Origin of the sequence: Paenibacillus lycopersici, assembly GCF_010119935.1 — a bacterium.
GTDB classification, from domain to species: Bacteria; Bacillota; Bacilli; order Paenibacillales; family Paenibacillaceae; genus Paenibacillus_Z; species Paenibacillus_Z lycopersici.
In genome coordinates, this window is record NZ_CP048209.1 from 5,716,549 (window position 1) to 5,743,219 (window position 26,671).

Below are 26,671 nucleotides of genomic sequence, written 5' to 3' on the forward strand. Positions count from 1 at the left end.
TCAGCTCCTTGTCTTCGATATCGCTTCCCAGATGCCGTTCAAATACGTCGCGCCGAGCGCCCTGTCGAACAGTCCGTAGCCCGGGCGTCCCTGCTCGCCCCAGATCATCCGGCCGTGGTCGGGACGAAGCGGGCCTTCGAAGCCGGTTTCGTGCAGCGCCCCGAGCACCGCCGTCATGTCGATCGAACCGGCCGAGGAGAGATGCGCCGACTCCTGGAAGGAGCGAGGACCCGTGCGCAAAATATTGCGCGTATGGGCGAAGTGCAATTTGCCCTTCGAGCCGAAATGGCGGATGATCGCCAGCAGGTCGTTGTCCGCGTTCGCGCCGAGCGAGCCCGAACAGAAGGTAATGCCGTTCGCCGGGCTGTCGACGTGCTCCGTCAGGCGGCGGAGCTGCTCCATATTGCTGACGATGCGCGGCAAGCCGAAAATCGGCCAAGGCGGATCGTCCGGGTGGATCGCCATGACGACGCCGGCCTCTTCCGCAACGGGAATGACGCGCTCCAGGAAATAAGCAAGGTTCTCGAACAGCTTCTCGTCCGTTATATCCGCATAGGCGTCGATCAGCTGGCCCATCTCTTCCTTCGTGTAGCTGGAGTCCCAGCCGGGCAGCGACAAGTCGCCGAGCACGGGGTCCATGCGGGAAATCGTCTCGTCCTCGAACGTCAGCGTCGTCGAGCCGTCCGGCAGCACGTAGGCCAATTGCGAACGGGTCCAGTCGAACACCGGCATGAAATTATAGCAGATCACCGGTACGCCGGCCTCGCCCAATCGGCGAATCGTTTGACTGTAATTTTCGATCAATCGGTCGCGCGAAGGCCGTCCGAGCTTGATGTCCTCGTGGACGGGCACGCTCTCGATCACGGCCAGCCGCAGCCCTGCCGCTTCGATCGTTTCCTTCAGCGCCGCGATGGATGCCGCCGGCCACGCTTCGCCGACCGGCACGTCGTACAAGGCGGTCACAATCCCATGCATACCGGGGATTTGACGAATGTTCTGCAAGGTGACGGGATCGTTCTGCCCAAACCACCTGAACGTCATTTTCATCGCATAAGCACCTCTTATTATGTATTTGTAAAGGCTTACAGGCGAAATGCAGCATAATCACGTTTCATTGTAGCATAGCGCCGTCCGAATATTGTCGGCTCCTCGAAGGAGATTAATCAGAGTTAAATGAAAGCTATGATTCGTTCGTTTGAATCAAGGCGGGTTATCGAAACGGACGATCGAACAAACCTACCCTAAGAAAAGGCCACCCCGAAAAGACCGGTTAACCTGATAATACGAAAAAGCTGTCCGCCGGCATGCATGGCATGCGCCCCTGCGGACAGCTTCAATGACGCGTGCCGTTAAAGCACGATAAGCCCTTCGGGCGATCGGGTCAGCGGCCTGCAGCCGGCGTCCGTGACGAGATAGCTGTTCTCGATGCCGACCACGCCGCTGCCGGGGAACGTAAACTTCGGCTCCACCGCGATGACCATGCCAGGCTCCAGCGGATTGCCGAAGCCCCGGGCCAGCACGGGCCATTCGTCGACCTCCAGCCCGATGCCGTGGCCGAGAAACTTGACCTGGTTGATGCCGTGGCCCATGAAATGGTCCGCCAGGCCGGCTGCCGCGGCATCCGCCAGGGACGCGGCGTATATGGCGTCGCATGCCGTTCCGGGCGCCATCAGCCGCTCGGCATGCCGGATGATGCGTTCCGCCACGGCATACGCCGCCGCCAGCTCGTCGGGCAGGCTGCCGATGACGGCCGTCCGCGTCTGGTCGATGACGTAGCCGTCGATGCAGCAGCCGATATCGATCAGAATCGGCTCATTGCGCCGAATCGGCTTGCGGCTCGCGCTCTGCGGGACGGAAGGTCCGAGGCCGAGCCCCCCGGCAGGACCGTCGAAGGCGCTCGGAATGGCCGCGGCGGATCCCGAGCCGAGCATGCCGGTCATGATCTCCATATTGTAGCTGCGCGTCCGCATTACGCCGATATGGCCGCGAATGCGTATTTCGTACTCGATGCGGGCAAGCAGCTCAAGCTCCGTCAGCCCTTCCTTCACGATCGGAAGCGAGGCCGTCAAGGCTTCCGCCGCCACCGCTGCCGCCGCTTCGATCCGTCCGATCTCCCACGGCGACTTGATCATGCGCACGCCGCGGACGAGCGCCGATCCGTCGACAAGCGCGCAGCCCGTCTGCCCGCCTGCGATGACCTCGGCCAGCTTCGCGAAGGCCGCGGCCGGCAGAACGTCCATTTCGGTCGCGATCGCGATCGGCTTGCCGGCCGGCCGGTCGCCGCCGAATACGGACGGATGCCCCGCCGCCAGCTGGGCGCGGAACCCGCGCATGGAAGACATCGCCTCCACGGCGATCGCGGATTCCAGCCCCGCGCGCTCGATGCTTCGCCTTACGTAGAACACCGGCTCGCCCTCGGCCGGGATGAACGCATACCCCGCCTGCATCGAGCCCGTGAAATAATACAAGTCCACATGCTGCGTCACGAGAAACGCGTCGACGCCTTCTTGCACGAGCCGCGCCTGCAGCCGCTTCACGCGCGCTTCGATTTCTTCCTGCTCCACCTTGCCGATCTCCATGCCGTTCACGTCTTCCCGCTCCTCGCTTCTTCAAAGGTCGCTTGCAAAGCATAATCAAACTATAGCCTTTCTTAGATGGAAAGGGAAGGCGGATGCATCGGCTTCGGAAGGGGCGGATCGGACGGCCTGAGGAAGTGATGGACGGCTTCAGGCGGGCAGATCGGACGGCTGAAGAAGTGATGGACGGCTTCGGGCGGGTCGGATCGGACGGTCTGAGGAAGTGATGGACGGCTTCGGGCGGGTCGGATCGGACGGTCTGAGGAAGTGATAGGCGGCTTCGTGCAGCCGTACCGGACCGGCCGCTACTCTCTCCGCAGCGGGGATTCGGCGGCCATACAACTTTCCGGCCACGCGAATCTCAAACCCGGATTGAGATTTCTCTTGTCAAGTTACAATAGTCTATGTAGAATCGATTGGAGCTTCGGAACTATTTCGACATGATCATGGAGGATTGGATACGCAATGAAACAACCAGAAATCGGCGTGCTCGACAGGCCGCCACTCGCGCAGAGCCTCATGCTCAGCCTGCAGCATTTGTTCGCCATGTTCGGCTCGACGGTGCTCGTCCCGAACCTGCTCGGCGTCGATCCGGCGATCTGCCTGCTGATGAACGGCATCGGAACGCTGCTGTACTTATTTACCGTGAAAGGCAAAATTCCCGCGTATCTCGGATCCAGCTTCGCCTTTATCGCCCCTGCGGGCGCGGTCATCGGCAACAATGCCGTACACGCGGAAGGCTACGCGGCCGCGCTCGGCGGCTTCATCGCGGCCGGCGTCGTATTCACCGTCATCTCGCTCATTATTAATGCGGCCGGGACCGGCTGGATTCACGTGCTGTTCCCGCCGGCCGCCATGGGCGCGATCGTCGCCGTCATCGGACTCGAGCTCATTCCCGTCGCGGCGGGCATGGCGGGCTGGATCAAAGCCCCGAGCGCACCGCCTGAAGAGCTCTGGTCGCCGAATGCGACTTCGATTACGATCTCGATCGTCACGCTGCTGATTACCGTGCTCGGCTCCGTGCTATTCCGCGGCTTCATGCGCATCATTCCCATCCTCGTCGGCATCGTCTGCGGGTATCTGCTGGCCTACGCGCTCGGCGCCACTTCGTTCGGGGACGTCGCGAAGAGCGGCTGGCTGGCTGCGCCGACATTCACGACGCCGACCTTCGAGTGGGCGGCCATTCTGACGATCGTCCCCGCCTCGCTTGTCGTCGTCGCGGAGCATATCGGCCACTTGATCGTGACAGGGAATATCGTACGCAAGGACTTGTCCAAGGATCCCGGCCTGCATCGCTCGATGCTCGGCAACGGGGTGTCCACCATCCTGTCCGGATTCCTCGGCTCGACGCCGAACACGACATACGGCGAGAACATCGGCGTGCTCGCGATTACCCGCGTCTACTCGACGTTCGTCATCGGCGGCGCGGCCGTGTTCGCGATCGTGCTGTCGTTCCTGGGCAAGTTCTCGGCGCTCATCTCCGGCATTCCGGAGCCGGTCATGGGCGGCGTCTCGCTGCTGCTGTTCGGCGTCATTGCCGCTTCCGGCCTGCGCATGCTCGTCGAATCGAAGATCGATTACAGCAAGCCGACGAACCTGTATTTAACGACGGTCGTGCTCGTAACCGGCTTGAGCGGCGCGAAAATCACGATCGGCGATTTCTCGCTGTCGGGCATGGCGCTCGCCACGGTAACGGCGATCTTGCTCAGCCTGCTGTTCAAGCTGTTCGAAATCACGCGGCTGTCCAACGATGCGGACGCCTCGGAGCACTAGGTTTCCCTCAACGAATGAAGTCAGGCTGCGCGGAACGATAGTCCGTCAGCCTGACTTTTCGTTATATCGCCTTACCCGCTCCGCTGCCGCTTCCCCGTTAAGCCGCCGTCAGCTCGGCCGTCCCCTTAATCGTCCATTCGATCGGATCGATGACGTTGAACAGGCGCGGATAGACGATCTTGGCGATAAGCACGACGCCCGGCCTGCGAAGCGTCACTTCATAATCGTACGCATCGTTCCGGTATGTATAGGGAAACGTCCGATCATCGTTAATGACGGTGAAGTCGACGATTTCGACCTTGTCCCTCAAATACGCTTCGGGCAACGGATTTCCTTCCGCATCGAGCTGCAGGTTCCGCTGCAAATAGCGGCCCGCCTGCCCGCGGGCGGCCGCCTCGTCGATATGCAGCCGCCCGTCGCCCAGCGCCGCGGCGTCGACCTGCTGCGCGGCGGCATGGGCGGCGCGGTTCACCGCGTGCTTCCCTTGAAACAAGGCCGCGACGGCCATTTCCTCATCGGTCTGAAGCGCATGCAGCAGCATCCAAATGACCCCCATCAGCATGACGAGCAGTAGCTTATACATCGTAGTCGATCCTTTCCCGCGATTGCTGCCAATAGCCGCGCAATAACACAACAACCGCCGCTAAATCGCCGTTCTACGGCACTGCTTCTGGCAGGAATCGGCGCTCATTCGTTCTCGCTGTCAATCTCGCCGCCGTCAAGCAACCGTCTGCTCAGGGGACGTACTCGCTCATTTTCGTACCGGCTGCCTTCAATCGCGTATTGGCCGAGGGCGGCGCCACGCCGATCAGCCGGTCGATATCGAACAGCCCTTCGACGGGGTAGCTGGCCGTTACCGTCAACGGAGCGCCGCGCGGCAGCGGGCGCGCCGGATTCGTCGCGTTCGAGCCGTTGTCCGACGTGATCTCGAACGTAACCGACGCCGGATTCAGGCCGTAAGCGGCAAGCCGTTGCTTGGACCGCTGCAGCATCGCGGTGTCGATGTAGCCGTACTCGCCGCTCGCCCCGACCTCCAGCAAATAATCGACCTCTTGCTGCAGCACGGCTTGGCGGACGATGAGCACATGCTTGTAGATCGGCGAAAACATGAACCAGCACATCAGCGCGGCCAACAGCACGAACACCAGCAGGCTCTTCACGGACTCATCCTCCGAATGCCGCCGCTCATATGCCGGCCGGACAATTCCAGCTGCCGGTTCATGCCCTTATCGCCGCCGGCTACATGGTCGTAAATTAGAATAGCGACGACGATGAGCAGCAGCGTCATCAGCAGCGAACGCATGTCAATGCCCCCTTCTTCTTGCGCGCCGCGCCGTTCAAGGCGCTGTCGAAAGCATGGCGCCGATCTTCGTGTTTGCGCTATCCCCTTGCGTTTGGATCTGCGCTTTGGTGCCGGTCGCGTCCTTGGAAACGATGGCATTGAAGAGCAAAACGACGACAACGAGCATCATCACCGTGATCAGAATATTGCGCATCCGCGTTCACCTCCTTTAATTAAGCGACTGAAAGAGCGTCTGCCCTTCCCTGACCCAGGGGTAGATAAATATTTGAAACGTGTACAGAATCGGAATGCCCGCCAGGACGAACAGCAAATACGACGTCGTTTCCTTCCGGCTTTCCTTCGCCAGCTCCAGTTTTTCTTTATAATCCTGAATCCGTTCGCGCAGCAGCATGTAATACTGCTCGCTCTCATGAAGGCGAAGCGAGTCGATCGTCTCCACGAAGCTCAGCCCCTCTTCCGTGCCGAGCCGCAGCTTCAGCCTCCGGAGCGCCCCCTCGGCGTCGTGATACCATTCGCCGAGCAGCGTCTGCAGGTCCCTTCGCATCGCGCGGGTAAACGGCAGACAGCGCATCAGCTTCGTATGAAGATGGAGCGAGGAGCCGGATAGATAGAGCAGCTGATTGCTGACGATGTAGATTTCCTTGGTCATCCGTTCGGCGCGCGTCTTGCGCATCGCTTCCAGCCAAGGCTGATCCCAGATAAGGAGCAGCAGCATGACGGCCAGCGCTAACGGCGCCGCGACGGCGGCCAGCCTCGCGACAGGCAGCGTCGACAGCCCGTAGGCCGCCGCGCCCCATAGCGGGGTTCCCGCCAGAATCGCTCTGCGCAGCAGCATGTACTGCGCCGCGTCCCCCGTAAAGCCGCAGCCTGCCAGAAGGCGTTCCCGCTCCTTGAAAGCCGGAGAGCCGCGGTTCAGTCCGGCTATTCGTAACCAGCGATCGCTCACCGCATGCGTCCGCCATTTCAATAACGCCAGATGGGCGAAGCGCTGCCGTCTGAACGTGAAGGTCTTCAGCAAGAAGAAGACGAGCACGACGCCGAGCGCGTATTGGACGGCGAGCGCGGCCCACATAAGGAGGCTGCCCAGTTCATTGCTCATATGGGGCGTCAACTCCCTTCACATTTTTTTGCGCGACAGCCACAATCCCATGACGAACGACAAGAAGATCATCACGCCGGCGTTCAAGAGCATATTCCGGCCGCCGGGATCCAGCACGTAATACCGGTAGGCATTCTCGGGACTATAATGGAAGTTGATGCCGATGAACAGCGCCAGGAAGAAGACCGGCGTGAAATTCGCGAGCCGGATTTCGAGCAGCTTGTTGCGTTCCTGCTGATTGGCTCTACGCGCTTTCCTCATATCCGTGATGAGATCCTTCAAATTGTCCGCGATCGGATGCCCTTCCGCCAATCCGGCGCGCACGATATTAACGAAATAATCCGCCCACACATGGCCGAGCGACGCCGCGAAGATGCGCAGGCTCGCTTCATCGTCCCCGCGAACGGATACGTTCCGGTACAGCTGCTCGAACACGGCCTGCATCGGGCCCAGCAATCGTTTCTCCTCCACCGTGCGCTGGAGCGCCGAACGGATTTGCCTGCCGCCGCTGACCAGGCTGCATTGATAGAACAGCTCGATGGCCGGCAGGAAGTCGATCCGCGTCTTCATCTGCCGATGCACCTGCATCGTGCGGAGCAGCAAATACGGCATCGTCCCCAGCACGCCGCCCAAGAACAACAGCCCCTTCAAGCTGCGGAAGAACAGGATGCCGAATGCCGCGCCGGCGAGCAGCAGCAGCAGGCTGAGCACGACGATGGAGCCGGGCCGCAAGCCGGATTGCAGCGACTCCAGCAGCTCGTCCAAATGGCGGTAGGCCTTGTCGTAGCGCTGCAAATAGCGGGCAAGCCGCTCCCCGAAGCGCCGCTCTCGCCGATAGCTCAGTCTGCCGGCCATCTGCTGGCGTTGGAACCAGATGTCAAGCAGGCTGCGCACCGCGACGAACAACGAACAGAACAAGGCCGTGCCGACGATAAGCAGCATGAGAATCGTCATGTCGCCATCCACGCTCCCCTGTCTTGAACGACGAGCGCCGGACGAGGCAAGGCCGAGGCGGAGACGGCGCTCTTGCCGATTTCCGGCCAAGCAGCCGTCCATCCCTGCTGCGGCTGAGCCCCGAGCTTCAATCTGCTCAACGCTTCGGCCGACGGAAGATGGGGGTATCGCCATTCGCCGGCTTCTTCATCGAAAACAGCCCAATCCCGCACTGCCGTCTCCCCCTTCGCCCAGCCGATCTCGGCTAGCCGCACCAGACGGCGGCGTCCGCCGACCAAACGCATTTCGATGCCGATTTGCGTAACGTACTCGGCGATCCGTTTCGTCAGCCGGTCGGAATTGAGCACCCTGCCGTCCAAGAGGCACATATCCGCAATCGCCTCCGGGACGTCCTCGAGCGTATTCGCGTGCAGCGTCGTCATGCTGCCGGCATGGCCGCGGGTGCAGGCGCGCACGTATATATTCGCATCCTCGTCCCGGATCTCCGCATGGACGATCCGCTGCGGAGATTGCCGCAGCGCGAGCTTGAACGCCTGAGCCGAACGGTGCAGCGGATCCTCTTCGTCGACCTCGTATTCAATGACGTTCTTGCGCGGGAAGTCCCGCTGCAGCATCAGCTCGTGCCGGCCTTCGATCGTCACGAGCCGTTCCTCGTCGGGCAGCTCGCCGATCAGCGCCTTGATCAGATTCGTCTTGCCCGAGTTGGTCGGGCCGATAATGACGAGATTGAATTTCGCTTCCAGCACGGCAAGCAGCATGAGACGCAGCCTGTCGCTGATCGTGCCGTACTCCGGCTCGGAGAGCTGGGCTAGCCGGAAATGGCGAACCGTATAGAACCGCAGCGTCAGCGTCGGTTTCGCCGTAAAGCCGAAGCCCGTCATCGTCACCCGCGTGCCGTCGCGGAGCATCACCTCCGCCCAGCGCTTGCGCGGATTGATGCGGTCATTGTTGTACAGCACGAGGTTCTGCTGAATCCGCTCCACCTCGCGATGCGATGCGAAAGCATAAGCGGAAGGGCGGGCGATGCCCTCCCGGACCTCGAAAACCGCCGTGCCGACGACCTGGATCTCCTCCAGTCCGTCCCGCTCCCGGAGCACGAGCTCCAGCACGTTCATCCCGATGACTTCCGCGAACAAGGCTTCCGCAAGCGTCGCATACGGATGACGGTAGCCGGGCAGCTCATGAATCCGCTGGCGCAGCAGCCTGTCCGCGATGACCGCCAGCACCCGCTCGCGGTCGTCGGCGTAGCCCAGCACCGCGCGGTTCAGACACTCGTTGTACTCCCGCCGTTCTTCCTCCGTCTCGCCCCTGGGCTGCGCCAAGTACGACCGGATATCTTCCGCCAGCCGGCGGAAATCCCGCATCGGCTCGGCCGCGGCGACCGCTGCCGCCGGCGCGTCCGTCCGTTCTTCCGCTTCGCGCAGCTTCGACGAGAACGCCGCCGGCGAGAACCGTCTCTGCTCCTGCGTCATGAGCCGACCCCGCCCCGATGCGTCAACAGCTTCTTGTACCAGGGCTGCATGACGAGCTTCCGCTTGCGCTTCAAGCCGCTGGCCTCCGAAATGGCCTTCGCGGGTCCCAGCATCGCTTTCTTGCCCCGCTCGTTATCCGCCAGCCATTCCTCCAGCGTACCGCTGTCCAGCTGGGCGAGCATCGGTTCCGTTAACGCATGCTCGCCGAGCAGCGGCACGCCGAGTTCATTGCAAATATCTCTCACGTGAAATCCTCCCTTTCCCCATGGCGTCTGAATGACAAGGCCTTGAAACGAATCTGCGGGAATCCCGTAAAGCGGGGCCAATTGCTTCACCCAGCGCTGGCCGTCCTCCTGGAAATGCGACAGCGCGCTGGTTGTGACGACGATGCGCATGGTAGCCCGGCGCAGCGCGCACAGCGTCGCGGCGTTATCCCAATAGGCGCCGACATCGGCCACGACAACATCGAAGACTTGCGCAGCGACGTCAAGCAAATGCCCGATCTCTTCCATCGCGAAGAACTCCGCCTGATCGCGCAGCATATTGCCGAACAGCACATGCAGATCGGAATGCCTGCGGCAGCGATGCATGGAACGAAGCAGCTTCTCGGGGTGCAGCGCCTGCGTTGCCAGCTCCGGCCGCAGCGAGTCGAGCGTCACCGACGGCTCGTCGATGCCGAGATAGCGGTGCGTCTTCGCGCTCTTCAGGTTGAGGCACAGAAACCCGACACTGCTTCCGCTCTCCTCCGCGATCCTGCAGGCCGCCGCGAACGCGGCCGACGACGTCCCGATATTCGGCGTCGTGCCAACGAAGGCCACGAGCGGCGATGCGGCATCCAGCCAAGCTGCCGACTCCCTTGTCATGGCACTTCACCCGCCGGGACGGCACTGCCGACATCGAGCGATTCCGGCGAGTAGGCAATGACGACTTTGCTCTTGCCGCCCTTGCACAGGGCGTCCAGCTGCAGCCACTGCGCCTCCGTCAAATTCAAATTGATGTAGTCGATCATGCCGATGGCATCGCGCCGGGAGGCGTACATCGCTTCCTTGTCGCCGCTTGCCATCGACATCAGGCTGGAATTCTTCGCATCGTCGATCTCCATGTTGCCGGCCGTCTTCACCGAAGCGACCGTGACCGCTTCGTCGAACAACCGCTCGGAGGCAACGGTATCGCCCGATGCGTACACCATCACCTTATCGCCCGCACGGATGCCGTTCGATACGGACAGCACGTAGTCGCGCGGGATGCCGAAGGTCGACTGGCTCTTGCTCGGCAGCAGACGGAATTTGTCGACCTTCCAGCGAAGCAGCGGTTCGTTCGCGCCGAGCGGAACGACGACCTCCATGCCCTCCAGCCCGTCTGCGGCAAGCAGCATCTCGTCCGAATAGGACGCCTTGGCGATTTGCTTCACTCCCAGCAGCTCGTTCGTCAGCCGCTCCCCCGCCGCGACGAATCTGACGGGCGCGACGACGTCGACCGTCTCCTGGAATTTGACCTGCCGCAGCTGCAGCATGTAAATGCCGTATACGAGCAGCCCCGACAACAACGCGGCCATGACCGAAATCAGCGCATTTCGTTTGCGATTCATAATCCCATCCCTCCGCAGCAAGCATCGACCATAAACAAAAAAGAACGCAAGCCGGGCATATTGCCCAAGCTTGCGTTCTTCGCATAGCGGTCGCTAGTGATCTGCTCATATATGATTGAGATCATAATAGCAGACATTATATGCACTGTCTACAATAAATTCTAAAATTAGACATTTCAGGACATCGCATCCTTATCGCTTCACGACTTCGTTCACTTGCGATCCGCCGATCCGTCGCAGCTGCTTGCTGTATTCCACGCGGCCGATGCTGCAGCCGGGACCGATCGTCACATTGGTGCCGCGCACGATGTCGGCCGTCGTGTTCTCCAAGTAAACATAATCGCCCTCGATCAGCTCGGCCGTCAGCGTCATGGCGCCCTGGCCGGAGAACAACTGCTTCAGTCCGCCCCATTTGCTCTGGCGGGCGACGACCCGGCCGCCGGCAATTTCTCTGGCCCGGCAAGGTCCCCATGTGCGAATGTCGACTTCGCCGGCGCTCAGCCGTCCGTGGATAGCGAATCCGCCCCGCGACTCGAAACGATAGGCCTCGCAATCGCCGCCGCGAACGTCGAGCTGGCCTCTCAGTTTGACCGCGCGGCCGCGAATGGCGCCCGTTATGTCGAGCTGGCCCAGGATGTCGAGCTGGTTGCCGATCAGGTCGCCGCGTATGACGGTCTCGCCGACCTGCCGGTAATGCCTTGCCTCCAGCGTGCCCGTAACGTTAAGCGTCCCCATGCTGCGGAAGGAGTCGCTGTCGAGCGAACCGAGGATTTCAGCCTCGCCCATAATGCGGACGTTCTCGAAGCTGCCTCCGTTCGTAGAGCCGGTGCCGGTAATCTTCATATTGCGCTTGATGGCGGTATGCATGTTCGTCTCTCCCTTCTTCCTTGTTATCCTTGGATTTGCAATCGCGAGCGGACTTGCGCCTGCGGATGCACGACGAGATCCGCGACGTATTCCACGCGGTCGATATCGCTGCCCGGGCCGATGACGACCGTCCGGCCGCGTACGAGCTCCGCCGTCGTCTCTTCGACGTCGACGATGTCGCCTTCGATCGTCCGGGCTTTCAGCTGCACCTGCCAGACCGGAAGAAGCGATTCGATGAGGCGCCGCAATCCGCCTTTGCCGTGATGCCGAACCGTGATATGCCGCGATTTGATGCCTTCCGCATGGAACGGGCCTTCAAGCTTGACTTCGAGCTGGCCGGCCGTCAGCCAGCCCTCGACGGACAACGCGCCCCGGACCTTGAAGTCGCTTGCATCGGCGTCGCCTTTCACTTTGACCAAACCGTTCATCTCGGCGCGGTCCGCCTCGAACGGTCCGTTAACGGTCACTTGGCCCTCAAGCTTCACATTGCCTCCGACCATGCCGCCGTGACAGCTAAGCTTGCCCGAGACTTCAAGCTGCTCCTCCGCCATAATGCCGCCGTTTACCGTCGTTAATCCATTCGACTTGAAGGCGAAGCAGTCGATCGCATCGCCCACCTTGCACACGCCTTCCATTTTAACGCTGTGATACTGCCCCCCAGCCGCGCTGCCGATGCCCGCGATTTCCAGATCCGGCCGACTCGTTGCTCTCATCGTTCATTCCTCCGTTTAGGTTTCGTATGGCTTCATTATGCGCTTCGAACGAAGGCCGAGACAGCGGCGTGAGATGGAACTTCGGCTCCGTCGGAAGACGGATGGGACGCGCGAATCGGAGCATTCACGACGGCAGCGCCGAATGCGCCGGTCCTTCTTCCATGAATGCCCGGCAGCCGGCGAACAATGCAAAAAGGCAGGCCGCGAACGCTTGAATTGCGTTCACGGCCTGCCATATGGCGGCTATATCAGCTTGTGCAGCAGCCGGGTCAAGCTTATGAAGTCAAGGATTTAGAAATCGATAAGACCGACGCTAATCTGCAGCGCTTCGTCTACTTTGCGCATCGTTTCGTCGTCGAGATGCGTGATTTTGTCGGTAAGCCGCTGTTTATCTATCGTCCGGATTTGCTCAAGAAGCAGCACGGAATCCCGGTCGAACCCGTGGGACGCCGCATCGATCTCGACATGCGTCGGCAGCTTCGCCTTCTGAATCTGGGCCGTAATGGCCGCCACGATGACCGTCGGGCTGAAGCGGTTGCCAATATCATTTTGAATGACCAGAACAGGACGCACGCCGCCCTGTTCGGAACCTACGACAGGTGACAAATCCGCAAAAAACACATCGCCGCGTTTAACGATCAAGCTTACACCCCGCTTACGAGTCGGCCGAGCGTATCGCCGGCATCTTCCTCCGCTTGAAAAGCTTCCGAAGCCATTACCAGGTTAATCTTGGCCATCTCCAGATAGCCCCGCTGCATTGAATCCCGAATCTGACGCTTCTTCCGTTCAATCAAATACAGTTTCATAGCCTGACGAATAAATTCGCTTCGGTTCGAGTTTTCTCTGGCGACGATTCCGTCGACTTCCTCCAGCAAATGATCCGGTAAACTGATCATAATCCTTTTGGTATTTTGCAAATTGGCCACCGAACTCGCACCTCCAAAACATTTCCAGCAAGGTGAAACGGCTCTTGCCATCCTTAGGCGGCAGGGCGCGTTTCATTCCGAAGAAATATAAGATGAATTATAAGTCGAAACCTTATAAATTCTTATATTTCAAGGTGAAACGGCTCTTGCCATCCTTTAGCGGCAAGGCGCGTTTCATCCCGGAGAAATATAAGCCTACCAATAGGTAAAAAAGGCTTATATTTCAAAAAACAGTAACAGTATGTCATTGTTTGGTCCGTATTATACACCCTCATATGTATGCAACCCGTATATCAAGTATGCTGCATCCATAGATTCCGTACGCGACCCCATTCCTATACGCTAACTAACAATATTCGAGGCCAGACGATAAAATCCTTTATCTCCAGCCGACATCTGCGGAAGAAAATTATACCTCGTCGGTCAGCAGCGGGTTGACCGTCGACACGATGTCCGTCCCCCTGGTATATACGCGCGGTATACGCGTCGCGACCATGCAGGTTACTTCGTAATTGAGCGTGCCGAGCTTGTCGCCGATTTCCTCCGCCGAGATGAACGCATCGCCCTGCGCGCCGATCAGCACGACTTCTTCGCCGTTCTGTACCGGGCTCCCGCCGACGGCGGCTTCGTCCAGCGCGATCATGCATTGGTCCATGCAGATCGTGCCGAGCACCGGCACGCGGCGGCCGCGGACCAATACTTCCGCCTTGCCCGTCAGCATGCGGCTGTAACCGTCGGCATAGCCGACCGGGAGCGTGCCGATCCGCTCCTTCCCGGACGTGAAATACCGGGTGCCGTAGCTGACGCCCCAGCCCGGCGGCGCTTCCTTCACCATGACGACTTCCGTCTTGAGCGTCATGACCGGCTTCAGCCCGATCCGCTTGTCGTTGACCTCTGTCGACGGATACAAGCCGTACATGCTGATGCCGAGGCGCAGCATGCCGCCGCCCATCTCCGGCGTGTCGATGCCCGCGGCGCTGTTCGCCGCATGGATGACCGGGATATGCAGGCCTTCCGCCGCCAGCTGCTTGACGACGCCGGCGAAGCGCTCGTGCTGCAAGCGCGTATAGCTCTTGTCAGCCTCGTCGGCGCGCGCGTAATGCGTGAACATGCCTTCTACGAAGAGGTTCGGCTCCTGCATCGCGCGCTTGATGAACGGCAGCGCGTCCTGCTCGGGCAAGCGGCCGAGACGGCCCATGCCGGTGTCGATCTTGACGTGCGCCGTCAGCTTGCGGCCGTTGTCCGGCAAAGCCGCGGCCGCTTCGATAATATCGTCGCGGAATAACGAGATCGCAATATTATGATCCCGCGCTATCGCCAGTCCCTCCGGTGGGACATAGCCGAGCACCAGGATCTTCGCGGTCAATCCTGCCTGCCTCAATTGCAGCGCTTCATCCAGGAAAGCGACGCCGAGGAAATCGACGCCGCAGCGTTCCGCTTCCCGGGCGACTTCAACGGCACCGTGGCCGTAAGCATTCGCTTTGACGGATGCCATGAGGAGCATCCCTTCCGGTATTGCCGCGCGGAAAGCCTGCAAGTTATGCTTCAGCGCATCCAACGATATTTCAGCCCGCGTCGGGCGGTAATAGTTCGTCGAATTCATGTTGCTCCACCTTCATTTCCCAAATTAAAACGCCCGCCGCGATGAATGGGCAGGCGTTTCTATTCTCCGGAACGAAACGAGCCGTACGATCGATTCAGACCGTACGGGCCGCTTCACCTTGTTACCCCATAACCTTTATGTTATACGTTAACGCTTAACGCTGTCAATGAAGGCAAGCCTTAAACAACGGGGGCAAGTGTTGGAAACCCGGCGCCCTTGCCGTTATTTGGACATCTCGCCCTGCACGGATTGCGCGACCTTGATCATCTCGTTCTCCGGCAGGTTCGCGCTCGTCAAGCGGAATACCGTGCCTCCGTCCGTCCACGTGAGCGTCTTCTGGACGTCGTCGCCGCTTAACTGGCCGTACGTGAAGCCGAGATCGATCAGCTCGCCTTTCGTGGCGGATACGGCCATATCCTTCGGCTGCGTTTCGATCAGCGTGTAATCGTACGTGCCGGAGTATCGGATCATCACGCCAGGAGTGCCGCCGAACACGATGCTCTGGCTGTCCTGCTCGGATACGCCGTCCGGCAAGTACGTGGCATCCATGCCGGCGAACGTGCCGCTCGCAGGCGCCATCGCGCTGTCCGAATCTTCGTCCGCGGACGCGTTGTCCGACGCATTCCCGCCGTTATCGTTCTCGTCCGTGCTCGCGCTGTTGTCCGGGTTGTCGCCCGAGAAACCGCCCGCGTTGTCGGCATTGTTCGCGCTGTCGTCGGTTGCCGCGTTGTCCGGCTGATCGGCATTGTTCTGCGACATCGCGTTGCTGCTGTCATTGCTGTTGCTGCTGCTGTTGCTGTTGCTGTTGCTGTTGCTGCCGTTGTTGTCCGCCGCCGCGGAGGCATTGCTGCCGTTAGCCGCGCTATTGTTCGAGGCGGATGCGTTGCTGCCGTTATCCGGGCTCGCCATCGTCGCCTGATCGCCGCCCGCTGCCGGCGTGCCCATGTTCTTCTGCGTATCGAATACGTTCTTCTCCAGCTTGGAGCCGAACTTGAAGGAGTCGAATTTGACGGAAACCATTACCGAATTGTTGGCGTCGCTGACCTCGACTTTGCTTGGCGCGTAGTCGGACTTGTTCAGCCATATTTTCTGGCGGGTCAGGGAGCCGTTCTGATAATTCGCCATCACGTCGAACACGTACGCGTCGTTATCGACCGCGAATTGGCGGGCGTTGTCGAGCAGAATGCTCTGGACGAGCGTTTGGTACAAGTACACTTGACCTTGGTTCGCCGGCCAGTCGCTTTGGAAGCGGAATACTTTGTTGAGGCGCGGTGTCAGCACGAACACGCCTTCGTCGTTGCGGAGCACGATCTGGGTAATATCCTTCTTCGCGTTCGTGAGGGCGATGCGATAGTATTGCGGCTTCTGGTACGATACTTCGACCTGGTATTCCAGCGGCTGCTGGCCCGTGTACAGCGTCATGACGCCTTTGCCCGTGTAGCTGTCCAGACTGCTGAGCGTTTTGTCCAAATCCTTCACAACCGATTCCGCGTCCTTAGTCCCGCAGCCTGCGAGCACCGCCGTGAGGCATAGCAAGATCGCAGCGATGAAACTGAATCGACGACGCATGAGATCAACCCCTCATCACAATTTTTAAACGTATCCGGAGTTGTACGGCAGCCGGTGCGGATATCGCGCACAGGTCGCGTACGGGACAAGAGCCGTTTACGCTTGACTTGTACCATTTGTATGAGGGGACTTGGACGAATATGCAGACAAGTTACGGCTTGGACAGGAGACAAGTTTAGATAAGGTGTTTCCGAATTTGCGGATGATATTACAATCGATGCCGCCGGCTTGCACCGTTTCGATGTGCTGGACTTGTTTTTCGAGAAAAAAGGGCTGACCCCTTACTTCATCCTAGCGGACGGAGTAATGATCGGATTCATTCTCATTCAGAGCGGTCCGTACACCAATCCAGACCATGCGGATTATGTGCTGAATTCGTTTTTCATTTTGCGAAGATATCGGGGTAAAGGAATCGGGACCGCGGCTGCCTCCTCGTTCCTGGCTCTCTATCCTGGCAGATACTGCTGCGCCCAGTTGAAGCGCAATGAGCCGGCCGTACGATTCTGGAAGAGGGTCTACGCGCACAATCGGTTCGACGTATTTGAACTGGAGCGAGAGGACGAAGGGAATGTGCTCCTCGAACAATACTTCAAGATATAATCGCGATACGGTCGCGCACACACAAGAAACCTCCGCTTCGCGTCGTCCGCGATTCGGAGGTTTCTTGCGTGTCATATCGCTGCTGCCGAGACAGCATGCCGTGTTCTGAAGCGCCCTCTCGCACGGCCCCACCGATCATTCGGTTCCAGTCCTCTCGGCCGCCGTGGATTCGATGTAGCCACTAAAGAACGCTCCGAATCCGCTCCAAACCATCAAGATCAATCCCGCAATCCCCCGGCAGATGATGCGGCGGATTGCCGTAGCGCCCGTGGAAGTCCGTCCCTCCGGATACCGCCAGTCCATAGCGTTCCGCCAGCTCCAGCGCTCTCGCCGTATGCGCCTCGCTGTGCGAAGGATGATAGGCTTCGATGCCCTGCAGCCCTGCCTCCGCCCACGCTTCCACGGCTTCAAAGTTGCCCATCTGTCCGGGGTGGGCAAGAATCGGGACGCCGCCGGCTTGGCGAATGGCCGCAATGGCGTCGAATGCGTCGACGTAGGTCATCGGCATATACGCGATGCCGGGTTCTCCGTTCTCCGCCCGCTTGAACAGCTTGTCGTACACGGGGCCGTAAATGCCGTCCGCGTACCCCTCGTCAAGCAGCGCATGCATGATGTGCTGCTTGTAGACGCCGGTACCTTCCCTGGCGTAAGCCTGTACTTGCGGCCAGGAGATGCGATAGCCTGCCGAGATCAGCCGATCCACCATCCGGCGAGACAGCTCGTCGCGCATGCGTACGGTCGGTTCGCATAGTTCGTTCAACGCGAGATGCCCCGGCGTGACGAACAATCCCACGATATGAGCGCGTCGCCTGCGTTCGAAATCGTAAGCCGATATTTCAATGCCCGGAATGACCGCGATGCCCAGTTCCTCACCTAGACGGACAGCCTTTTCCAAGCCTGCGGTCGTATCGTGGTCGGTAATCGCGAGATGGGTCACGCCTCGCTCGCGAGCGAGGCGCAGCACCTCCTCGATCGAATGGTCATTATCGGACTTCCACGTGTGACAATGCAGATCGACGGCGAATTTCCCGCTGCTTCCGCTGCTCATATCGCGATCCCCTGCGCCGCCGCCAGCAGCGACTGCTGCAATCTCGGCCATTCGTCTTCATACATCCCGCGTATCTCGTGAATCAGATAGCCGTCGATCTGGGAGCCCAGCTGGCGGGCGATCCGATCCATCGGCACGTCGCCGAAGCCGATCGGCATATGCATGTCGCCGCGGCCAACCGGCAACATATCGAATTGATTCTTCTCGAGCGAGAACGACGGTCTGCCGAAGTTATCATGCAGATGCAGATGCACGATATGCGGACGGAGCCGTTCCACTGCTTCTTCCACGCTATAGGGCAGGTCCTGCATCGCCAAGTGCAGGTGACCTACGTCCAGCGTAACGCCGATGCTTGGATGATCGACCCGCTCCACCTGCTCGGCCAGCGCGATCGGATCCGTCGAATAGCAATAATCCGGGTTATCCAAATAAGGCCGCATGTTCTCCATGCCGATCCGGAGTCCGATCTTCCTCGCCTCGTCGCCGGCCTGCCTCATCCAATTCCGCTCCCGCTCGAGCAGCCGCTGCTTGTCCGCTTCCGAATACTGCGGCCAGAAATTCCGATAGGTCAGCATTTCTTCCGTCACATACCGGCCGGGGTGATAGACGAGCGTCTCCGCCCCGACGGCGCCGCACACGCGGATGGACTGCAGGAGCAGCGCGAAGTGCCGCTCCCCATCCGCCTGATCGAACAAGTTAATCGAGAAGGGGGCATGCATCGTATACTTGAGCGGGTACTGCGACAACAGACGCACGTAGCTGTCGAGGAGGGGCTCGTTCAGTCGGCCGTTCAACAGAACGCGCATCCCATGAATCGGCAGTTCTATCGTATCGAACCCAATCGCCAGGGCTTTATCCAGCTTTCCTTTTAACACATCGCGCTTTGCGACCACGTCGTCGGACATGATGCTGACTCCGATTCCTCTTCCCTTCACCTCAGACTCCCCCTTTCTTACGTCGCCGCCACGGCGGAACCCAGGTGATACGTCATCTGGCAGATCATCTCGCCGCCGGCCCACACGCGCTCGATGAACGGCTTGCCGTTATGTTCGTTCACCATCAACAAGTCCGCTTCTTTGCCCGTTTCCAGCGAACCCGTGAAGGAATCGATGCCAAGCGCCTTCGCCGGGCCCAGCGTGACCAATCGGACCACCTCCGACAGCGGATAGCCTTGGCGATGCAGATTGAATACGGCCTGCATCATCGCCGGCGGGTAATAATCGGAGCATAGAATATCGACGACGCCTTCGCGAATCGCTTCGAGCGCAGATAGATTATTGCTGTGGGAGCGTCCCAGCATCACGTTGGGCGCGCCCATAACGACGCAGAGACCGCGCTTCTTCGCTTCGATCGCGACATCCAGCGAGATCGGGAATTCGCTGATCAACGCCTGCCAGCCCGTCACCTGATCCAGCTTCGCGATCGTATCGTCATCGTGCGAGGCGAGCGCGATGCCCTTGCTGCGCGCGAGCGCAGCCAATTCCCTCAGTTCGGCGTCGCTGACCTTGGGCATCTGCTTGCGCTCTTCCAGCATCGCGAGCACTTCTTCCCGGGACTTCTTCTGTTTCTCCATAATAAACTTCAATTGCACGTCGGAGTCGCGATACTGCCCTTGACCGGGCGTATGGTCCATGAACGAGAGCTCGTCGACGACGCCTTGCTCCAGAAGCGCGCGCACGTAGGGAAGCCCGGATAGATTGGTGATCTCGAACCGCAAATGCACATTGTGGCGAATCATATGGCGCTCCTCGCGCAGCTGGGCGATTTGCGCAATATACGAGGCGACCGCTTCATTGCGGCGGGCTTCGTTGCGTTGACCGCCGCGATCGTCGCCCCACATGCTGAAGGAATGATAGATGGTCGTAACGCCCTGCCCGGCCAGCTTGCGTTCCAATTCGTAGAAGGACCGCTCCAGCGGAAAATAGCTGGTCGGACGCGGGAACATCTCGTGCTCGATGGCGTCGCTGTGCGTATCGATCATCCCCGGCATCACCAGGCGGCCATCGGCTTCGATGGTGACGTCGCCCATCCGGCGAGTCGTGCCGATCTCCGTGATCAGCTTCCCCTTGATGACAATCGTGCCGTTCTCGATGACGCCATCAGGCGTAACGATGCGAGCGCCATTGATGACCGTATGCTTAGACATGCACGGTTCCTCCTTCCGCCTTGCGCGATGCAGACGCTGCCAAGACGTCTCGAACCTGGCCGGAGCCTTTGCCGTCCATCACCAGAATATGATCCGACAGCCGCTCCATCACTTCCCAATCGTGGAATACGCCGATCATCGTCGTCCCTTGGCGCTTCATATCCTGGAGCAGTTCGATCACCGCTTCGGTCGTCCGACGGTCGAGCGAAGCGGTCGGCTCATCCAGAATCATCAGCCGCGGACGCACGATGAACGCGCGCCCCAGGTTGATGCGCTGCTGTTCGCCGCCGCTGAACGTTGCCGGGAAGCCTTCCCACAGCTTCTTGTCAATGTTCAGCCGCTCCAGCATTTGCCGGGCGGCCATGCGGGCTTCTTCGCGCTCCACGCCGGTGGACATCAAGCGCTCGGCGATAACGTCCGTCGCGCTGACCCGCGGAATGACCCGGAGAAACTGCGATACGTAGCCCATCTCGTACTTGCGCAGATGGGTGATCGTGCGTTCGGAGGCCGCCGCCAGATCAATCTCGCCGAACAGCTCGGATTGATAAACGATCGAACCGGAAGAAGGGGTATATGTCCGATAGATGCTCTTAAGAATGGTCGATTTGCCGACGCCGCTCGGGCCCGCGATACCGAGGAAACGGCCTTGCTCGATGTCGAACGAGACATCCAGAAGGGGGGTGACTTCCATCGGACGGGCGATTCGCAAATCAAACTGCTTGCCCAGCTGTCTAACCTGTAAAATGGGAATCCCCTCTTTTGCTCGTAGATTTATGCGATTGCGCATTTGCGATTCTGTATAGCAATTCAAGGCAGCGATCCGAATTAAAGCAGGGAGTGTACCAGCAGCTGCGTATACGGATGCTGCGGGTCCTCCAATATTTGATCGGTCAGCCCGGTCTCCACCACGCGTCCTTGCTTCAGCACCATCGTGCGGTCGGACAGCATGCGGATGACGCCGAGATCGTGCGAGACGACGATCATGGAAACGCCGAGCTCCTGCTGAATGCTGCGAATCAAATCAAGCACTTTCGCCTGAACCGACAGATCAAGACCCGTCGTCACTTCATCAAGCAGCAGAAGGGGCGGATTATTCGCAAGCGCTTTGGAGATCTGCACGCGCTGCTGCATGCCGCCGCTGAAATTGCTCGGACGCTCGTCCATCCGCTTCAGCGGAATCTCGACGCGCTCCAGCAATTCCTTCGCTCTGTCGCGAATGCTGCCGACATGGAAGCTGCCGGCCGCGAACAGCTTCTCCGCGATGTTGCCGCTGCTGGAGAAATTCATGCGCAGACCGAGATACGGATTCTGATACACCATGCCCATCAGATGATTGCGGATATAGCGCTTCTGCTGCGAGGACGCTTCGAACAGATTGACCTGTCCGTCCCGATAACCGGCGAGCGTCATGCTGCCGGACGTCACTTCATCGTCGAAATACAAACTGCGTACCATCGTACTCTTGCCGGAGCCGCTCTCGCCGACGACCCCGAGAATTTCGCCGGGGTACAGCTCGAAGCTGATTCCCGCGCAGCCGAGCACGCTGCCGCATACCGGACATTGATTCTGCGGACGCGCGGATTCGATATCGCTCTCTTCGTCGCCTTGAAGGTTCTCGATCTGCTGGCAATAGGAGCAGCCCTTGCCGAACCGTTTGACCAAGTTGTCGACCTGAAGCAGCGGCGTCTCGGACAAGAGAGCATTCCCTTGTTTGGGCTCGTTTACGTTCATCTAGCTCATCCCGCCTTCCGCCCGCTTCCGGCAATAAGCCGTATCGGAGCATTGATGTAGTGTCTGGCCGCGATCATCCGTGATTTCATCCAAATACGAGTCGGCGCTGCCGCAGAAACGGCATTTCAATCCCTGGAACGATTCCACCTTGAAGCGATAATCCTCGAATTGGAGCGACTCAACGCTCGTATACGGCGGCACGGCGTAGATCTTCTTCTCCCGGCCGGCCCCGAACAGCGTCAGATTGTCCGCCATGTGGATCTTCGGATTATCCCAACGAGGGATCGGCGTCGGCTTCATGATGTGACGGTCCTTGACCATCACCGGATAATCCGCTCCGAGCGTAATGTCGCCATACTGAACGACGCCCTCGTACAGCGTCAGCCACATCGGGCTGTAATCCATCTCGGCATGCATGCGCTTCGTGACGCGCTCGCTCCGCTCGACTTGACGAAGCGGCTCCGGCTGCGGCACTTGCAAAATCATGATCTGATCGCGCGTCAGCTTCTCTTCCGGAATCCGGTGCCGCGATTGAATGACGGTCGCTTCTTGCGTAACTTCCGTGGTCGCGATGCTGCTGGTATCCTCGATCAGCTTGCGGATACTTACCGCGTTGACGCTGTCGTCGCTGCCTTGGTCGATAACCTTGACGGTATCGGACGGACCGATGACGGAGAGCGTCAATTGAAGGCCGCCCGTGCCCCAGCCGCGTCCGATCGGCAGCTCGCGGGAAGCGAAAGGCACCTGATAGCCCGGAATCGCCACGGCCTTCAGCGTCTTGCGGCGAATCTCGCGCTTCGAGCCTTCATCGAGAAAAGCAAAGTTATAATGCGAGTGCTGCGCCAGGTTCAAACTCATAGCAGTTCCTCCTGCTCTTTCTTCTCTGCCGAATGGCGGCGGACTTGTCGGATCCGATCCAGCGATGACGAGAATGTAATATAATGGGGCAGCTTCAAATGGGAGACGAAGCCGGACGATTCGACGCTATCGATATGCAGCAGCACGAACTCCTCGTCCTGCGCCGGCGCAGTGCCGGGAATCTCCAAGCTGCGCTCCAGAATCGCCATCGCGATGCCTTTCACTTCGTTCTGTCCGAAGCACAGCCCATATCCCATGACGAACTGGATCTCTCCGGTCTCGGGGTCGGTCTTGAACGAGTTGATCGCTTCGACTTCCGTGACGAGCAGCTCGCCGATGTAGAGCGAAGCTTCCTCTCCCTCCTGCGCATACGGATGGCGGATGTGCACGTCGACATAGCCGACTCTCAATTCGCCGATGTTCGGGTGCACGGCCCCATAGCCGCGCATGCTGCTGTAAGCGATCGCCGTCATCGCGCCCGTCTCGCCGCGCGCCAGCATCTGAAGACGCGCCGACCGCGGCATCGGGAAGACGATCTTCTGTCTCGTTATATCGTAAGGAGGCTGTTCGGCCACATCCGTTTTCTTCTTCATCAGACCTTGCTCGCGGAGCAATTCGGCTACCTTCGGAAGAACGCTCGGGATTTCCTCCGCCGCGTCGTCCTCGGCCGCTTCCACGGCCTCGCCTTCATGGAGGAAATGCCGGATGAACTCCCGCACGCTGCCGTCGTCCTCTTGCCGAAGCGCAAAGTTCAGCAGACGATGCGTATAATCGTACGTCGGACCGAGCAATTGACCGCCCGGAATATCGCGAAATGAAGAAGAGATGCGGCGGATCACCCGCATTTGACTCGTGTCGATCATCTCCGAGACATGATTGCGCTGCAGCGTGGAACGGAACGCGCGCAGCAGGAATCCCGCTTCGAAGGGATCGCCCTCCGCCTGCTTCAATGCCAGCGCCGCGTAAGCCGGCGCATACAGGCCGCCTTCGCCCATCAGCTTGTCGATCAGCAGACGAAGCTGCTTCTCGATATGATCCAGGGAGATCGAGCCCTCCGATTGGCCGAGCCGATAATAACGAACCAGATCGACGGCATTCTCGATCGCCTCTCTACCGCCTGATACCGCAACATATGCCATGCCGTTACACTCCTTTAACTTGGGTCGTGCGCGGCAGCGCCGCTAACTGGCCGCCTGCCGTGAAGAGAATCATGTCCACGCCCGTCGGGTATTCTTCATTCCAGCCGTCGCGCGCCGTCAGCCAGCGGCGGTCGAGGCCGCCAACCTGCAGATGCGCAGCATCCCGGATGCCCGGTCCTGCAAGCGTCAGCGTTAGAGCATCCGCCTGTGCGACGGCCAAGCCAGGTTCCAGCGAATCGATCTGCAGAATGACGGTCGCTCCCGTCTCCGGCTCGCTGAGCGTTCCCTTGCGGAGCCTGCTCGCCCATTCGCCGGGAGCGCAGGCTCCGTCAGCGAAGATATAGTCGGCCGATTCGGCGGACACGGGACGGGACAGCGTGCGCAGCCGGATATTCGCGGCCAGCTCGGGCAGGCTGTCGATATCGACGCAATAGCCGACCTCGCTGTCGAGCAGCGTGAACGCGAGAGCCAGCGCCATATCGCCCGCGCCCGGCAGCACGCCGATCTTGCTCGCGGAAGAGACGGCTTGGCCGACCTCGCCCGGACGAGACATCAGATTAAGCAGCAGCCGGTAGATCGTCTGCGTATCATGGACAATGGAAAAAGGGTTATCGATTGCGCTCATTGTATTCTCCCATCGTATCGAAGTTCACTTTGGTCCGGCTCACCCTGCGCTGCTCGGTCCGTCTGCGTTCGGCGATCGCCTGTTCGGCTTCCCGGAGCGGCCGCTCCCACGCGGCCGTCTCCGGCGCTTGGCTGCGAAGCGCCGCGTCGACAATTGCCAGCTGGTAAGCCTTATCGTCGTGCTCCCCCATCAGGATGCCGTAACCATACGCGTGATTGAGCTCCAGCGTGCATTCCGTCACGAGAATCTCGCCCAGATAGAACGGCTGATGCGAGACGGAATCGCGGGATTGCGACATCACCAGACTTCTCTCGGGGGCGCGAACCACCTTCACTTCATACTGCCGTTCGATCTCCGACGCGAACCGGGCCAGCAGCTCGCCGCCGCTCTCGATCAGGATTTTGGTAACTTGAGCTGAATTGAACATCTGCCTTGCCTCCTACTTCAGTTTCATGCGATTCTTATACCAATTGCTCAACATCTCGACCGAGAATACCATGACGAACAGGACCAGTCCGACGAAGCACGTCTCCGGCAGCAGGAAGGATCTCATGTTGTTGGAGAATTGATAGCCGATACCGCCCGCGCCGACTACGCCCAGAATCGCCGATTCGCCGATATCGATCTCCAGCCGATAGACGCTCCACGAGATGAAGTACGTCGTTACGCAAGGCAGGAAGCCTTGGAAAATGATCTGCAGCTTGCCTGCGCCCGTCGCCTTCAGCGCCTCGTGAACGCCCTCGTCCACTTCTTCGATCGACTGGGAGAACATCTTGATCAGACCGCTGCTGGCATGGACCGTGATCGCCATAATCCCGGGAACGGGTCCCATCCCGACAGCGACGATGAAGATTAGCGCCCACACCAAGGTCGGAATCGTCCGCAGCAGCGCGGCAGCGTTCTTGACGACCATGCCGAGCCGCGGGAACAAATTGACCGCCGCAAGGAAGCCGAAGACGAAAGCCACGATAATCCCGATCGCCGTGCCGACCAGCGCCACCTGCAGCGATTGCAGCGCGGCTCTGAGCACGATCCGCCAATCCGCCGGATTCGGCGGGAACATCTTGGCGATCAGTTTGAACATATCCCCGGTTCCATGCGCCAATTGGCCGTAATCGAAGTTCAGCTGCCAGAGGCTGAACAGGAAGAATAGAGGGAAGAACCAGGCAGCGCCGACAAGCCAGGGGTCCCTCCTCGGTTTCATTGGACCGGTCGGTTCGACGACATGAAGCTTCATCTCCCGGTCATAACGACCGTCGTTTGCTGATTCTGTTGCCAATTCTGGGTTCATATGACTTTCTCCCTAATTTTATTCGTGAAAAACTCCGTCACGAGGATCAGGACGAGCATCACGAGGATCGCCATGCTGACGTTCTTGAATTGGAATAGCTTCAGACCGTTCTGAATGTAAAAGCCCAGCCCCCCGCCGCCGACCATGCCGACGATCGTGGATGCCCGAATGTTAATTTCCAGCTTGTACATGGACCATGCGACGAAGCCCGGCAGGAACTGCGGGATGACCGCTTGACTCAGCACCTTGATGTAGTTCGCACCGGTCGCCCTGACCGCTTCGACCTGACCTTGGTCGATCTCTTCCAGCACTTCCGCGAAGGAACGCGTCAACGTCCCGACGGAGAAGATCACAAGCGCCAAGGTGCCGACCAGCGTACCCAAGCCGTATGCGTAGGCGAGCACCAACGCCCAGATCAACGCCGGAATATTGCGCAGCACGGATGCAAGGCCGCGGGCGGCGATGAGCAGGGAACGGTGAGGCGTCGTCGTCGATGCCGCGAAGAAAGAAAGTACGGCCGCGATGATCGATCCGACCACCATGCCGACGACACTCATATAGATGGTATCAAGCGCCGGTTCGATCAAGCTCGACAGGGCTTCGGGCTTCGGCGGCAGAAAATCGCCGAAGACCAGCTTGATACTCTCGCGAAATCCGCCGAACAAGGACATGACGCTGAACTGCGTCTCCACAGCCGACCATACGACCAGCGCGACGATGAGAGCGACGAGCGTCAACGTCTGCACCCGCTTTTGCCGGCGAATCCTCTGCAATTGAGCCTCCACTGCCA

30 protein-coding genes are annotated in these 26,671 nt (G+C 59.6%); 2 read left to right on the forward strand and 28 right to left on the reverse strand.

Annotated elements, in window-relative coordinates; translation table 11 throughout:
* Both uxuA and GXP70_RS25135 read right to left on the reverse strand, forming a co-directional pair.
* Window positions 1–1,047 (reverse strand): mannonate dehydratase, encoded by a 1,047-nt coding sequence (gene uxuA, locus GXP70_RS25130; RefSeq protein WP_162359339.1) that lies wholly within the window; start codon window positions 1,045–1,047, stop codon window positions 1–3.
* Window positions 1,048–1,349: 302 nt separating this feature from the next.
* Window positions 1,350–2,579 carry a M24 family metallopeptidase gene (locus tag GXP70_RS25135; RefSeq protein ID WP_162360675.1) on the reverse strand — a complete coding sequence of 410 codons (1,230 nt, stop codon included), beginning with the start codon at window positions 2,577–2,579 and terminating at the stop codon, window positions 1,350–1,352.
* Between the two features lie 462 nt (window positions 2,580–3,041).
* Here GXP70_RS25135 and uraA point away from each other — a divergent pair, with 462 nt between their 5' ends.
* On the forward strand, window positions 3,042–4,349 hold the full coding sequence (uraA, locus tag GXP70_RS25140; RefSeq protein WP_162359340.1) for a uracil permease: 1,308 nt from the start codon (window positions 3,042–3,044) through the stop codon (window positions 4,347–4,349).
* A 97-nt stretch (window positions 4,350–4,446) separates the two neighbouring features.
* Here uraA and GXP70_RS25145 read toward each other — a convergent pair whose 3' ends face one another.
* The 15 genes from GXP70_RS25145 to GXP70_RS25210 form a co-directional block, all read right to left on the reverse strand.
* Window positions 4,447–4,932, reverse strand: coding sequence for a hypothetical protein (locus GXP70_RS25145; RefSeq protein WP_162359341.1), 486 nt, complete (start codon window positions 4,930–4,932; stop codon window positions 4,447–4,449).
* 151 nt (window positions 4,933–5,083) lie between these two features.
* Entirely contained in the window at window positions 5,084–5,509 is a 426-nt protein-coding gene (locus GXP70_RS25150; RefSeq protein ID WP_162359342.1) for a hypothetical protein, read from the reverse strand.
* Window positions 5,506–5,652, reverse strand: coding sequence for a hypothetical protein (locus GXP70_RS25155; protein ID WP_162359343.1), 147 nt, complete (start codon window positions 5,650–5,652; stop codon window positions 5,506–5,508). The genes GXP70_RS25150 and GXP70_RS25155 overlap by 4 nt, the downstream gene beginning before the upstream one ends.
* A gap of 34 nt (window positions 5,653–5,686) precedes the next feature.
* Complete coding sequence (locus GXP70_RS29625; RefSeq protein ID WP_192043392.1) at window positions 5,687–5,845, reverse strand: hypothetical protein; 159 nt, start codon at window positions 5,843–5,845, stop codon at window positions 5,687–5,689.
* A gap of 15 nt (window positions 5,846–5,860) precedes the next feature.
* A complete protein-coding gene (locus GXP70_RS25160; protein WP_162359344.1) occupies window positions 5,861–6,751 on the reverse strand; it encodes a hypothetical protein in 891 nt (296 codons plus the stop codon).
* A gap of 18 nt (window positions 6,752–6,769) precedes the next feature.
* The gene (locus GXP70_RS25165) at window positions 6,770–7,705 is read right to left on the reverse strand and encodes a type II secretion system F family protein (RefSeq protein ID WP_162359345.1); all 936 of its coding nucleotides are present in this window, start codon (window positions 7,703–7,705) and stop codon (window positions 6,770–6,772) included.
* Window positions 7,702–9,177 (reverse strand): ATPase, T2SS/T4P/T4SS family, encoded by a 1,476-nt coding sequence (locus tag GXP70_RS25170; protein ID WP_162359346.1) that lies wholly within the window; start codon window positions 9,175–9,177, stop codon window positions 7,702–7,704. The genes GXP70_RS25165 and GXP70_RS25170 overlap by 4 nt, the downstream gene beginning before the upstream one ends.
* Complete coding sequence (locus GXP70_RS25175; RefSeq protein ID WP_162359347.1) at window positions 9,174–10,040, reverse strand: CpaE/TadZ family protein; 867 nt, start codon at window positions 10,038–10,040, stop codon at window positions 9,174–9,176. The genes GXP70_RS25170 and GXP70_RS25175 overlap by 4 nt, the downstream gene beginning before the upstream one ends.
* Window positions 10,037–10,765 (reverse strand): CpaB family protein, encoded by a 729-nt coding sequence (locus tag GXP70_RS25180; protein ID WP_162359348.1) that lies wholly within the window; start codon window positions 10,763–10,765, stop codon window positions 10,037–10,039. Before GXP70_RS25180 ends, GXP70_RS25175 begins: the two co-directional genes overlap by 4 nt.
* 192 nt (window positions 10,766–10,957) lie before the next feature.
* Window positions 10,958–11,632 carry a hypothetical protein gene (locus GXP70_RS25185; RefSeq protein ID WP_162359349.1) on the reverse strand — a complete coding sequence of 225 codons (675 nt, stop codon included), beginning with the start codon at window positions 11,630–11,632 and terminating at the stop codon, window positions 10,958–10,960.
* Window positions 11,633–11,655: 23 nt separating this feature from the next.
* A complete protein-coding gene (locus GXP70_RS25190; protein WP_162359350.1) occupies window positions 11,656–12,345 on the reverse strand; it encodes a polymer-forming cytoskeletal protein in 690 nt (229 codons plus the stop codon).
* Between the two features lie 291 nt (window positions 12,346–12,636).
* Window positions 12,637–12,987, reverse strand: a complete 351-nt coding sequence (locus GXP70_RS25195) for a type II toxin-antitoxin system PemK/MazF family toxin (protein ID WP_125664969.1) — start codon at window positions 12,985–12,987, stop codon at window positions 12,637–12,639.
* Between the two features lie 2 nt (window positions 12,988–12,989).
* Window positions 12,990–13,271, reverse strand: a complete 282-nt coding sequence (locus GXP70_RS25200; RefSeq protein ID WP_162359351.1) for a CopG family ribbon-helix-helix protein — start codon at window positions 13,269–13,271, stop codon at window positions 12,990–12,992.
* 409 nt (window positions 13,272–13,680) lie between these two features.
* Window positions 13,681–14,874 carry an alanine racemase gene (gene alr / locus GXP70_RS25205; RefSeq protein WP_162359352.1) on the reverse strand — a complete coding sequence of 398 codons (1,194 nt, stop codon included), beginning with the start codon at window positions 14,872–14,874 and terminating at the stop codon, window positions 13,681–13,683.
* Window positions 14,875–15,096: 222 nt separating this feature from the next.
* Entirely contained in the window at window positions 15,097–16,443 is a 1,347-nt protein-coding gene (locus GXP70_RS25210; RefSeq protein WP_162359353.1) for an outer membrane lipoprotein-sorting protein, read from the reverse strand.
* A 306-nt stretch (window positions 16,444–16,749) separates the two neighbouring features.
* Here GXP70_RS25210 and GXP70_RS30375 point away from each other — a divergent pair, with 306 nt between their 5' ends.
* Window positions 16,750–17,043, forward strand: coding sequence for a GNAT family N-acetyltransferase (locus GXP70_RS30375; protein WP_404822370.1), 294 nt, complete (start codon window positions 16,750–16,752; stop codon window positions 17,041–17,043).
* A gap of 181 nt (window positions 17,044–17,224) precedes the next feature.
* On the opposite strand, the gene GXP70_RS25220 is transcribed toward GXP70_RS30375, so the two are convergent.
* The 11 genes from GXP70_RS25220 to phnE (GXP70_RS25270) are packed head-to-tail and all read right to left on the reverse strand — an operon-like array spanning window position 17,225 to window position 26,666.
* Window positions 17,225–18,091 carry a PHP domain-containing protein gene (locus GXP70_RS25220; protein WP_162359355.1) on the reverse strand — a complete coding sequence of 289 codons (867 nt, stop codon included), beginning with the start codon at window positions 18,089–18,091 and terminating at the stop codon, window positions 17,225–17,227.
* Window positions 18,088–19,026: a sugar phosphate isomerase/epimerase family protein gene (locus GXP70_RS25225; protein ID WP_162359356.1), complete on the reverse strand. Its 939-nt coding sequence runs from the start codon at window positions 19,024–19,026 to the stop codon at window positions 18,088–18,090. Before GXP70_RS25225 ends, GXP70_RS25220 begins: the two co-directional genes overlap by 4 nt.
* Window positions 19,027–19,043: 17 nt before the next feature.
* Complete coding sequence (locus GXP70_RS25230; RefSeq protein ID WP_162359357.1) at window positions 19,044–20,237, reverse strand: alpha-D-ribose 1-methylphosphonate 5-triphosphate diphosphatase; 1,194 nt, start codon at window positions 20,235–20,237, stop codon at window positions 19,044–19,046.
* On the reverse strand, window positions 20,230–21,024 hold the full coding sequence (gene phnL / locus GXP70_RS25235) for a phosphonate C-P lyase system protein PhnL (protein WP_162359358.1): 795 nt from the start codon (window positions 21,022–21,024) through the stop codon (window positions 20,230–20,232). The genes GXP70_RS25230 and phnL overlap by 8 nt, the downstream gene beginning before the upstream one ends.
* A gap of 38 nt (window positions 21,025–21,062) precedes the next feature.
* Window positions 21,063–21,968: an ATP-binding cassette domain-containing protein gene (locus tag GXP70_RS25240; protein WP_162359359.1), complete on the reverse strand. Its 906-nt coding sequence runs from the start codon at window positions 21,966–21,968 to the stop codon at window positions 21,063–21,065.
* Complete coding sequence (locus GXP70_RS25245) at window positions 21,969–22,826, reverse strand: alpha-D-ribose 1-methylphosphonate 5-phosphate C-P-lyase PhnJ (RefSeq protein WP_162359360.1); 858 nt, start codon at window positions 22,824–22,826, stop codon at window positions 21,969–21,971.
* The gene (locus GXP70_RS25250) at window positions 22,823–23,965 is read right to left on the reverse strand and encodes a carbon-phosphorus lyase complex subunit PhnI (RefSeq protein ID WP_162359361.1); all 1,143 of its coding nucleotides are present in this window, start codon (window positions 23,963–23,965) and stop codon (window positions 22,823–22,825) included. Before GXP70_RS25250 ends, GXP70_RS25245 begins: the two co-directional genes overlap by 4 nt.
* A gap of 4 nt (window positions 23,966–23,969) precedes the next feature.
* The gene (gene phnH, locus GXP70_RS25255) at window positions 23,970–24,590 is read right to left on the reverse strand and encodes a phosphonate C-P lyase system protein PhnH (RefSeq protein WP_162359362.1); all 621 of its coding nucleotides are present in this window, start codon (window positions 24,588–24,590) and stop codon (window positions 23,970–23,972) included.
* Window positions 24,574–25,017, reverse strand: coding sequence for a phosphonate C-P lyase system protein PhnG (gene phnG, locus GXP70_RS25260; RefSeq protein ID WP_162359363.1), 444 nt, complete (start codon window positions 25,015–25,017; stop codon window positions 24,574–24,576). Before phnG ends, phnH begins: the two co-directional genes overlap by 17 nt.
* Before the next feature lie 12 nt (window positions 25,018–25,029).
* The gene (phnE, locus tag GXP70_RS25265; RefSeq protein WP_162359364.1) at window positions 25,030–25,881 is read right to left on the reverse strand and encodes a phosphonate ABC transporter, permease protein PhnE; all 852 of its coding nucleotides are present in this window, start codon (window positions 25,879–25,881) and stop codon (window positions 25,030–25,032) included.
* Window positions 25,878–26,666: a phosphonate ABC transporter, permease protein PhnE gene (gene phnE / locus GXP70_RS25270; protein WP_404822289.1), complete on the reverse strand. Its 789-nt coding sequence runs from the start codon at window positions 26,664–26,666 to the stop codon at window positions 25,878–25,880. The genes phnE (GXP70_RS25265) and phnE (GXP70_RS25270) overlap by 4 nt, the downstream gene beginning before the upstream one ends.
* Window positions 26,667–26,671 lie beyond the last annotated feature (5 nt).

Bases quoted from the DNA above. Each gene is read 5' to 3' on its own strand.
- phnH (WP_162359362.1), bottom strand. From the start codon at position 24,590: ATGAGCGCAATCGATAACCCTTTTTCCATTGTCCATGATACGCAGACG.
- GXP70_RS25210 (WP_162359353.1), bottom strand. From the start codon at position 16,443: ATGCGTCGTCGATTCAGTTTCATCGCTGCGATCTTGCTATGCCTCACG.
- GXP70_RS25175 (WP_162359347.1), bottom strand. From the start codon at position 10,040: ATGACAAGGGAGTCGGCAGCTTGGCTGGATGCCGCATCGCCGCTCGTG.
- GXP70_RS25245 (WP_162359360.1), bottom strand. From the start codon at position 22,826: ATGAGTTTGAACCTGGCGCAGCACTCGCATTATAACTTTGCTTTTCTC.
- alr (WP_162359352.1), bottom strand. From the start codon at position 14,874: ATGAATTCGACGAACTATTACCGCCCGACGCGGGCTGAAATATCGTTG.
- GXP70_RS25160 (WP_162359344.1), bottom strand. From the start codon at position 6,751: ATGAGCAATGAACTGGGCAGCCTCCTTATGTGGGCCGCGCTCGCCGTC.
- GXP70_RS30375 (WP_404822370.1), top strand. From the start codon at position 16,750: ATGATCGGATTCATTCTCATTCAGAGCGGTCCGTACACCAATCCAGAC.
- phnE (WP_162359364.1), bottom strand. From the start codon at position 25,881: ATGAACCCAGAATTGGCAACAGAATCAGCAAACGACGGTCGTTATGAC.
- uraA (WP_162359340.1), top strand. From the start codon at position 3,042: ATGAAACAACCAGAAATCGGCGTGCTCGACAGGCCGCCACTCGCGCAG.
- GXP70_RS25180 (WP_162359348.1), bottom strand. From the start codon at position 10,765: ATGAATCGCAAACGAAATGCGCTGATTTCGGTCATGGCCGCGTTGTTG.
- phnG (WP_162359363.1), bottom strand. From the start codon at position 25,017: ATGTTCAATTCAGCTCAAGTTACCAAAATCCTGATCGAGAGCGGCGGC.
- GXP70_RS25170 (WP_162359346.1), bottom strand. From the start codon at position 9,177: ATGACGCAGGAGCAGAGACGGTTCTCGCCGGCGGCGTTCTCGTCGAAG.
- GXP70_RS29625 (WP_192043392.1), bottom strand. From the start codon at position 5,845: ATGCGCAATATTCTGATCACGGTGATGATGCTCGTTGTCGTCGTTTTG.
- GXP70_RS25250 (WP_162359361.1), bottom strand. From the start codon at position 23,965: ATGGCATATGTTGCGGTATCAGGCGGTAGAGAGGCGATCGAGAATGCC.
- GXP70_RS25220 (WP_162359355.1), bottom strand. From the start codon at position 18,091: ATGAGCAGCGGAAGCAGCGGGAAATTCGCCGTCGATCTGCATTGTCAC.
- phnL (WP_162359358.1), bottom strand. From the start codon at position 21,024: ATGCGCAATCGCATAAATCTACGAGCAAAAGAGGGGATTCCCATTTTA.
- GXP70_RS25145 (WP_162359341.1), bottom strand. From the start codon at position 4,932: ATGTATAAGCTACTGCTCGTCATGCTGATGGGGGTCATTTGGATGCTG.
- GXP70_RS25135 (WP_162360675.1), bottom strand. From the start codon at position 2,579: ATGGAGATCGGCAAGGTGGAGCAGGAAGAAATCGAAGCGCGCGTGAAG.
- GXP70_RS25155 (WP_162359343.1), bottom strand. From the start codon at position 5,652: ATGCGTTCGCTGCTGATGACGCTGCTGCTCATCGTCGTCGCTATTCTA.
- GXP70_RS25230 (WP_162359357.1), bottom strand. From the start codon at position 20,237: ATGTCTAAGCATACGGTCATCAATGGCGCTCGCATCGTTACGCCTGAT.
- GXP70_RS25165 (WP_162359345.1), bottom strand. From the start codon at position 7,705: ATGACGATTCTCATGCTGCTTATCGTCGGCACGGCCTTGTTCTGTTCG.
- uxuA (WP_162359339.1), bottom strand. From the start codon at position 1,047: ATGAAAATGACGTTCAGGTGGTTTGGGCAGAACGATCCCGTCACCTTG.
- GXP70_RS25190 (WP_162359350.1), bottom strand. From the start codon at position 12,345: ATGAGAGCAACGAGTCGGCCGGATCTGGAAATCGCGGGCATCGGCAGC.
- GXP70_RS25185 (WP_162359349.1), bottom strand. From the start codon at position 11,632: ATGCATACCGCCATCAAGCGCAATATGAAGATTACCGGCACCGGCTCT.
- GXP70_RS25240 (WP_162359359.1), bottom strand. From the start codon at position 21,968: ATGAACGTAAACGAGCCCAAACAAGGGAATGCTCTCTTGTCCGAGACG.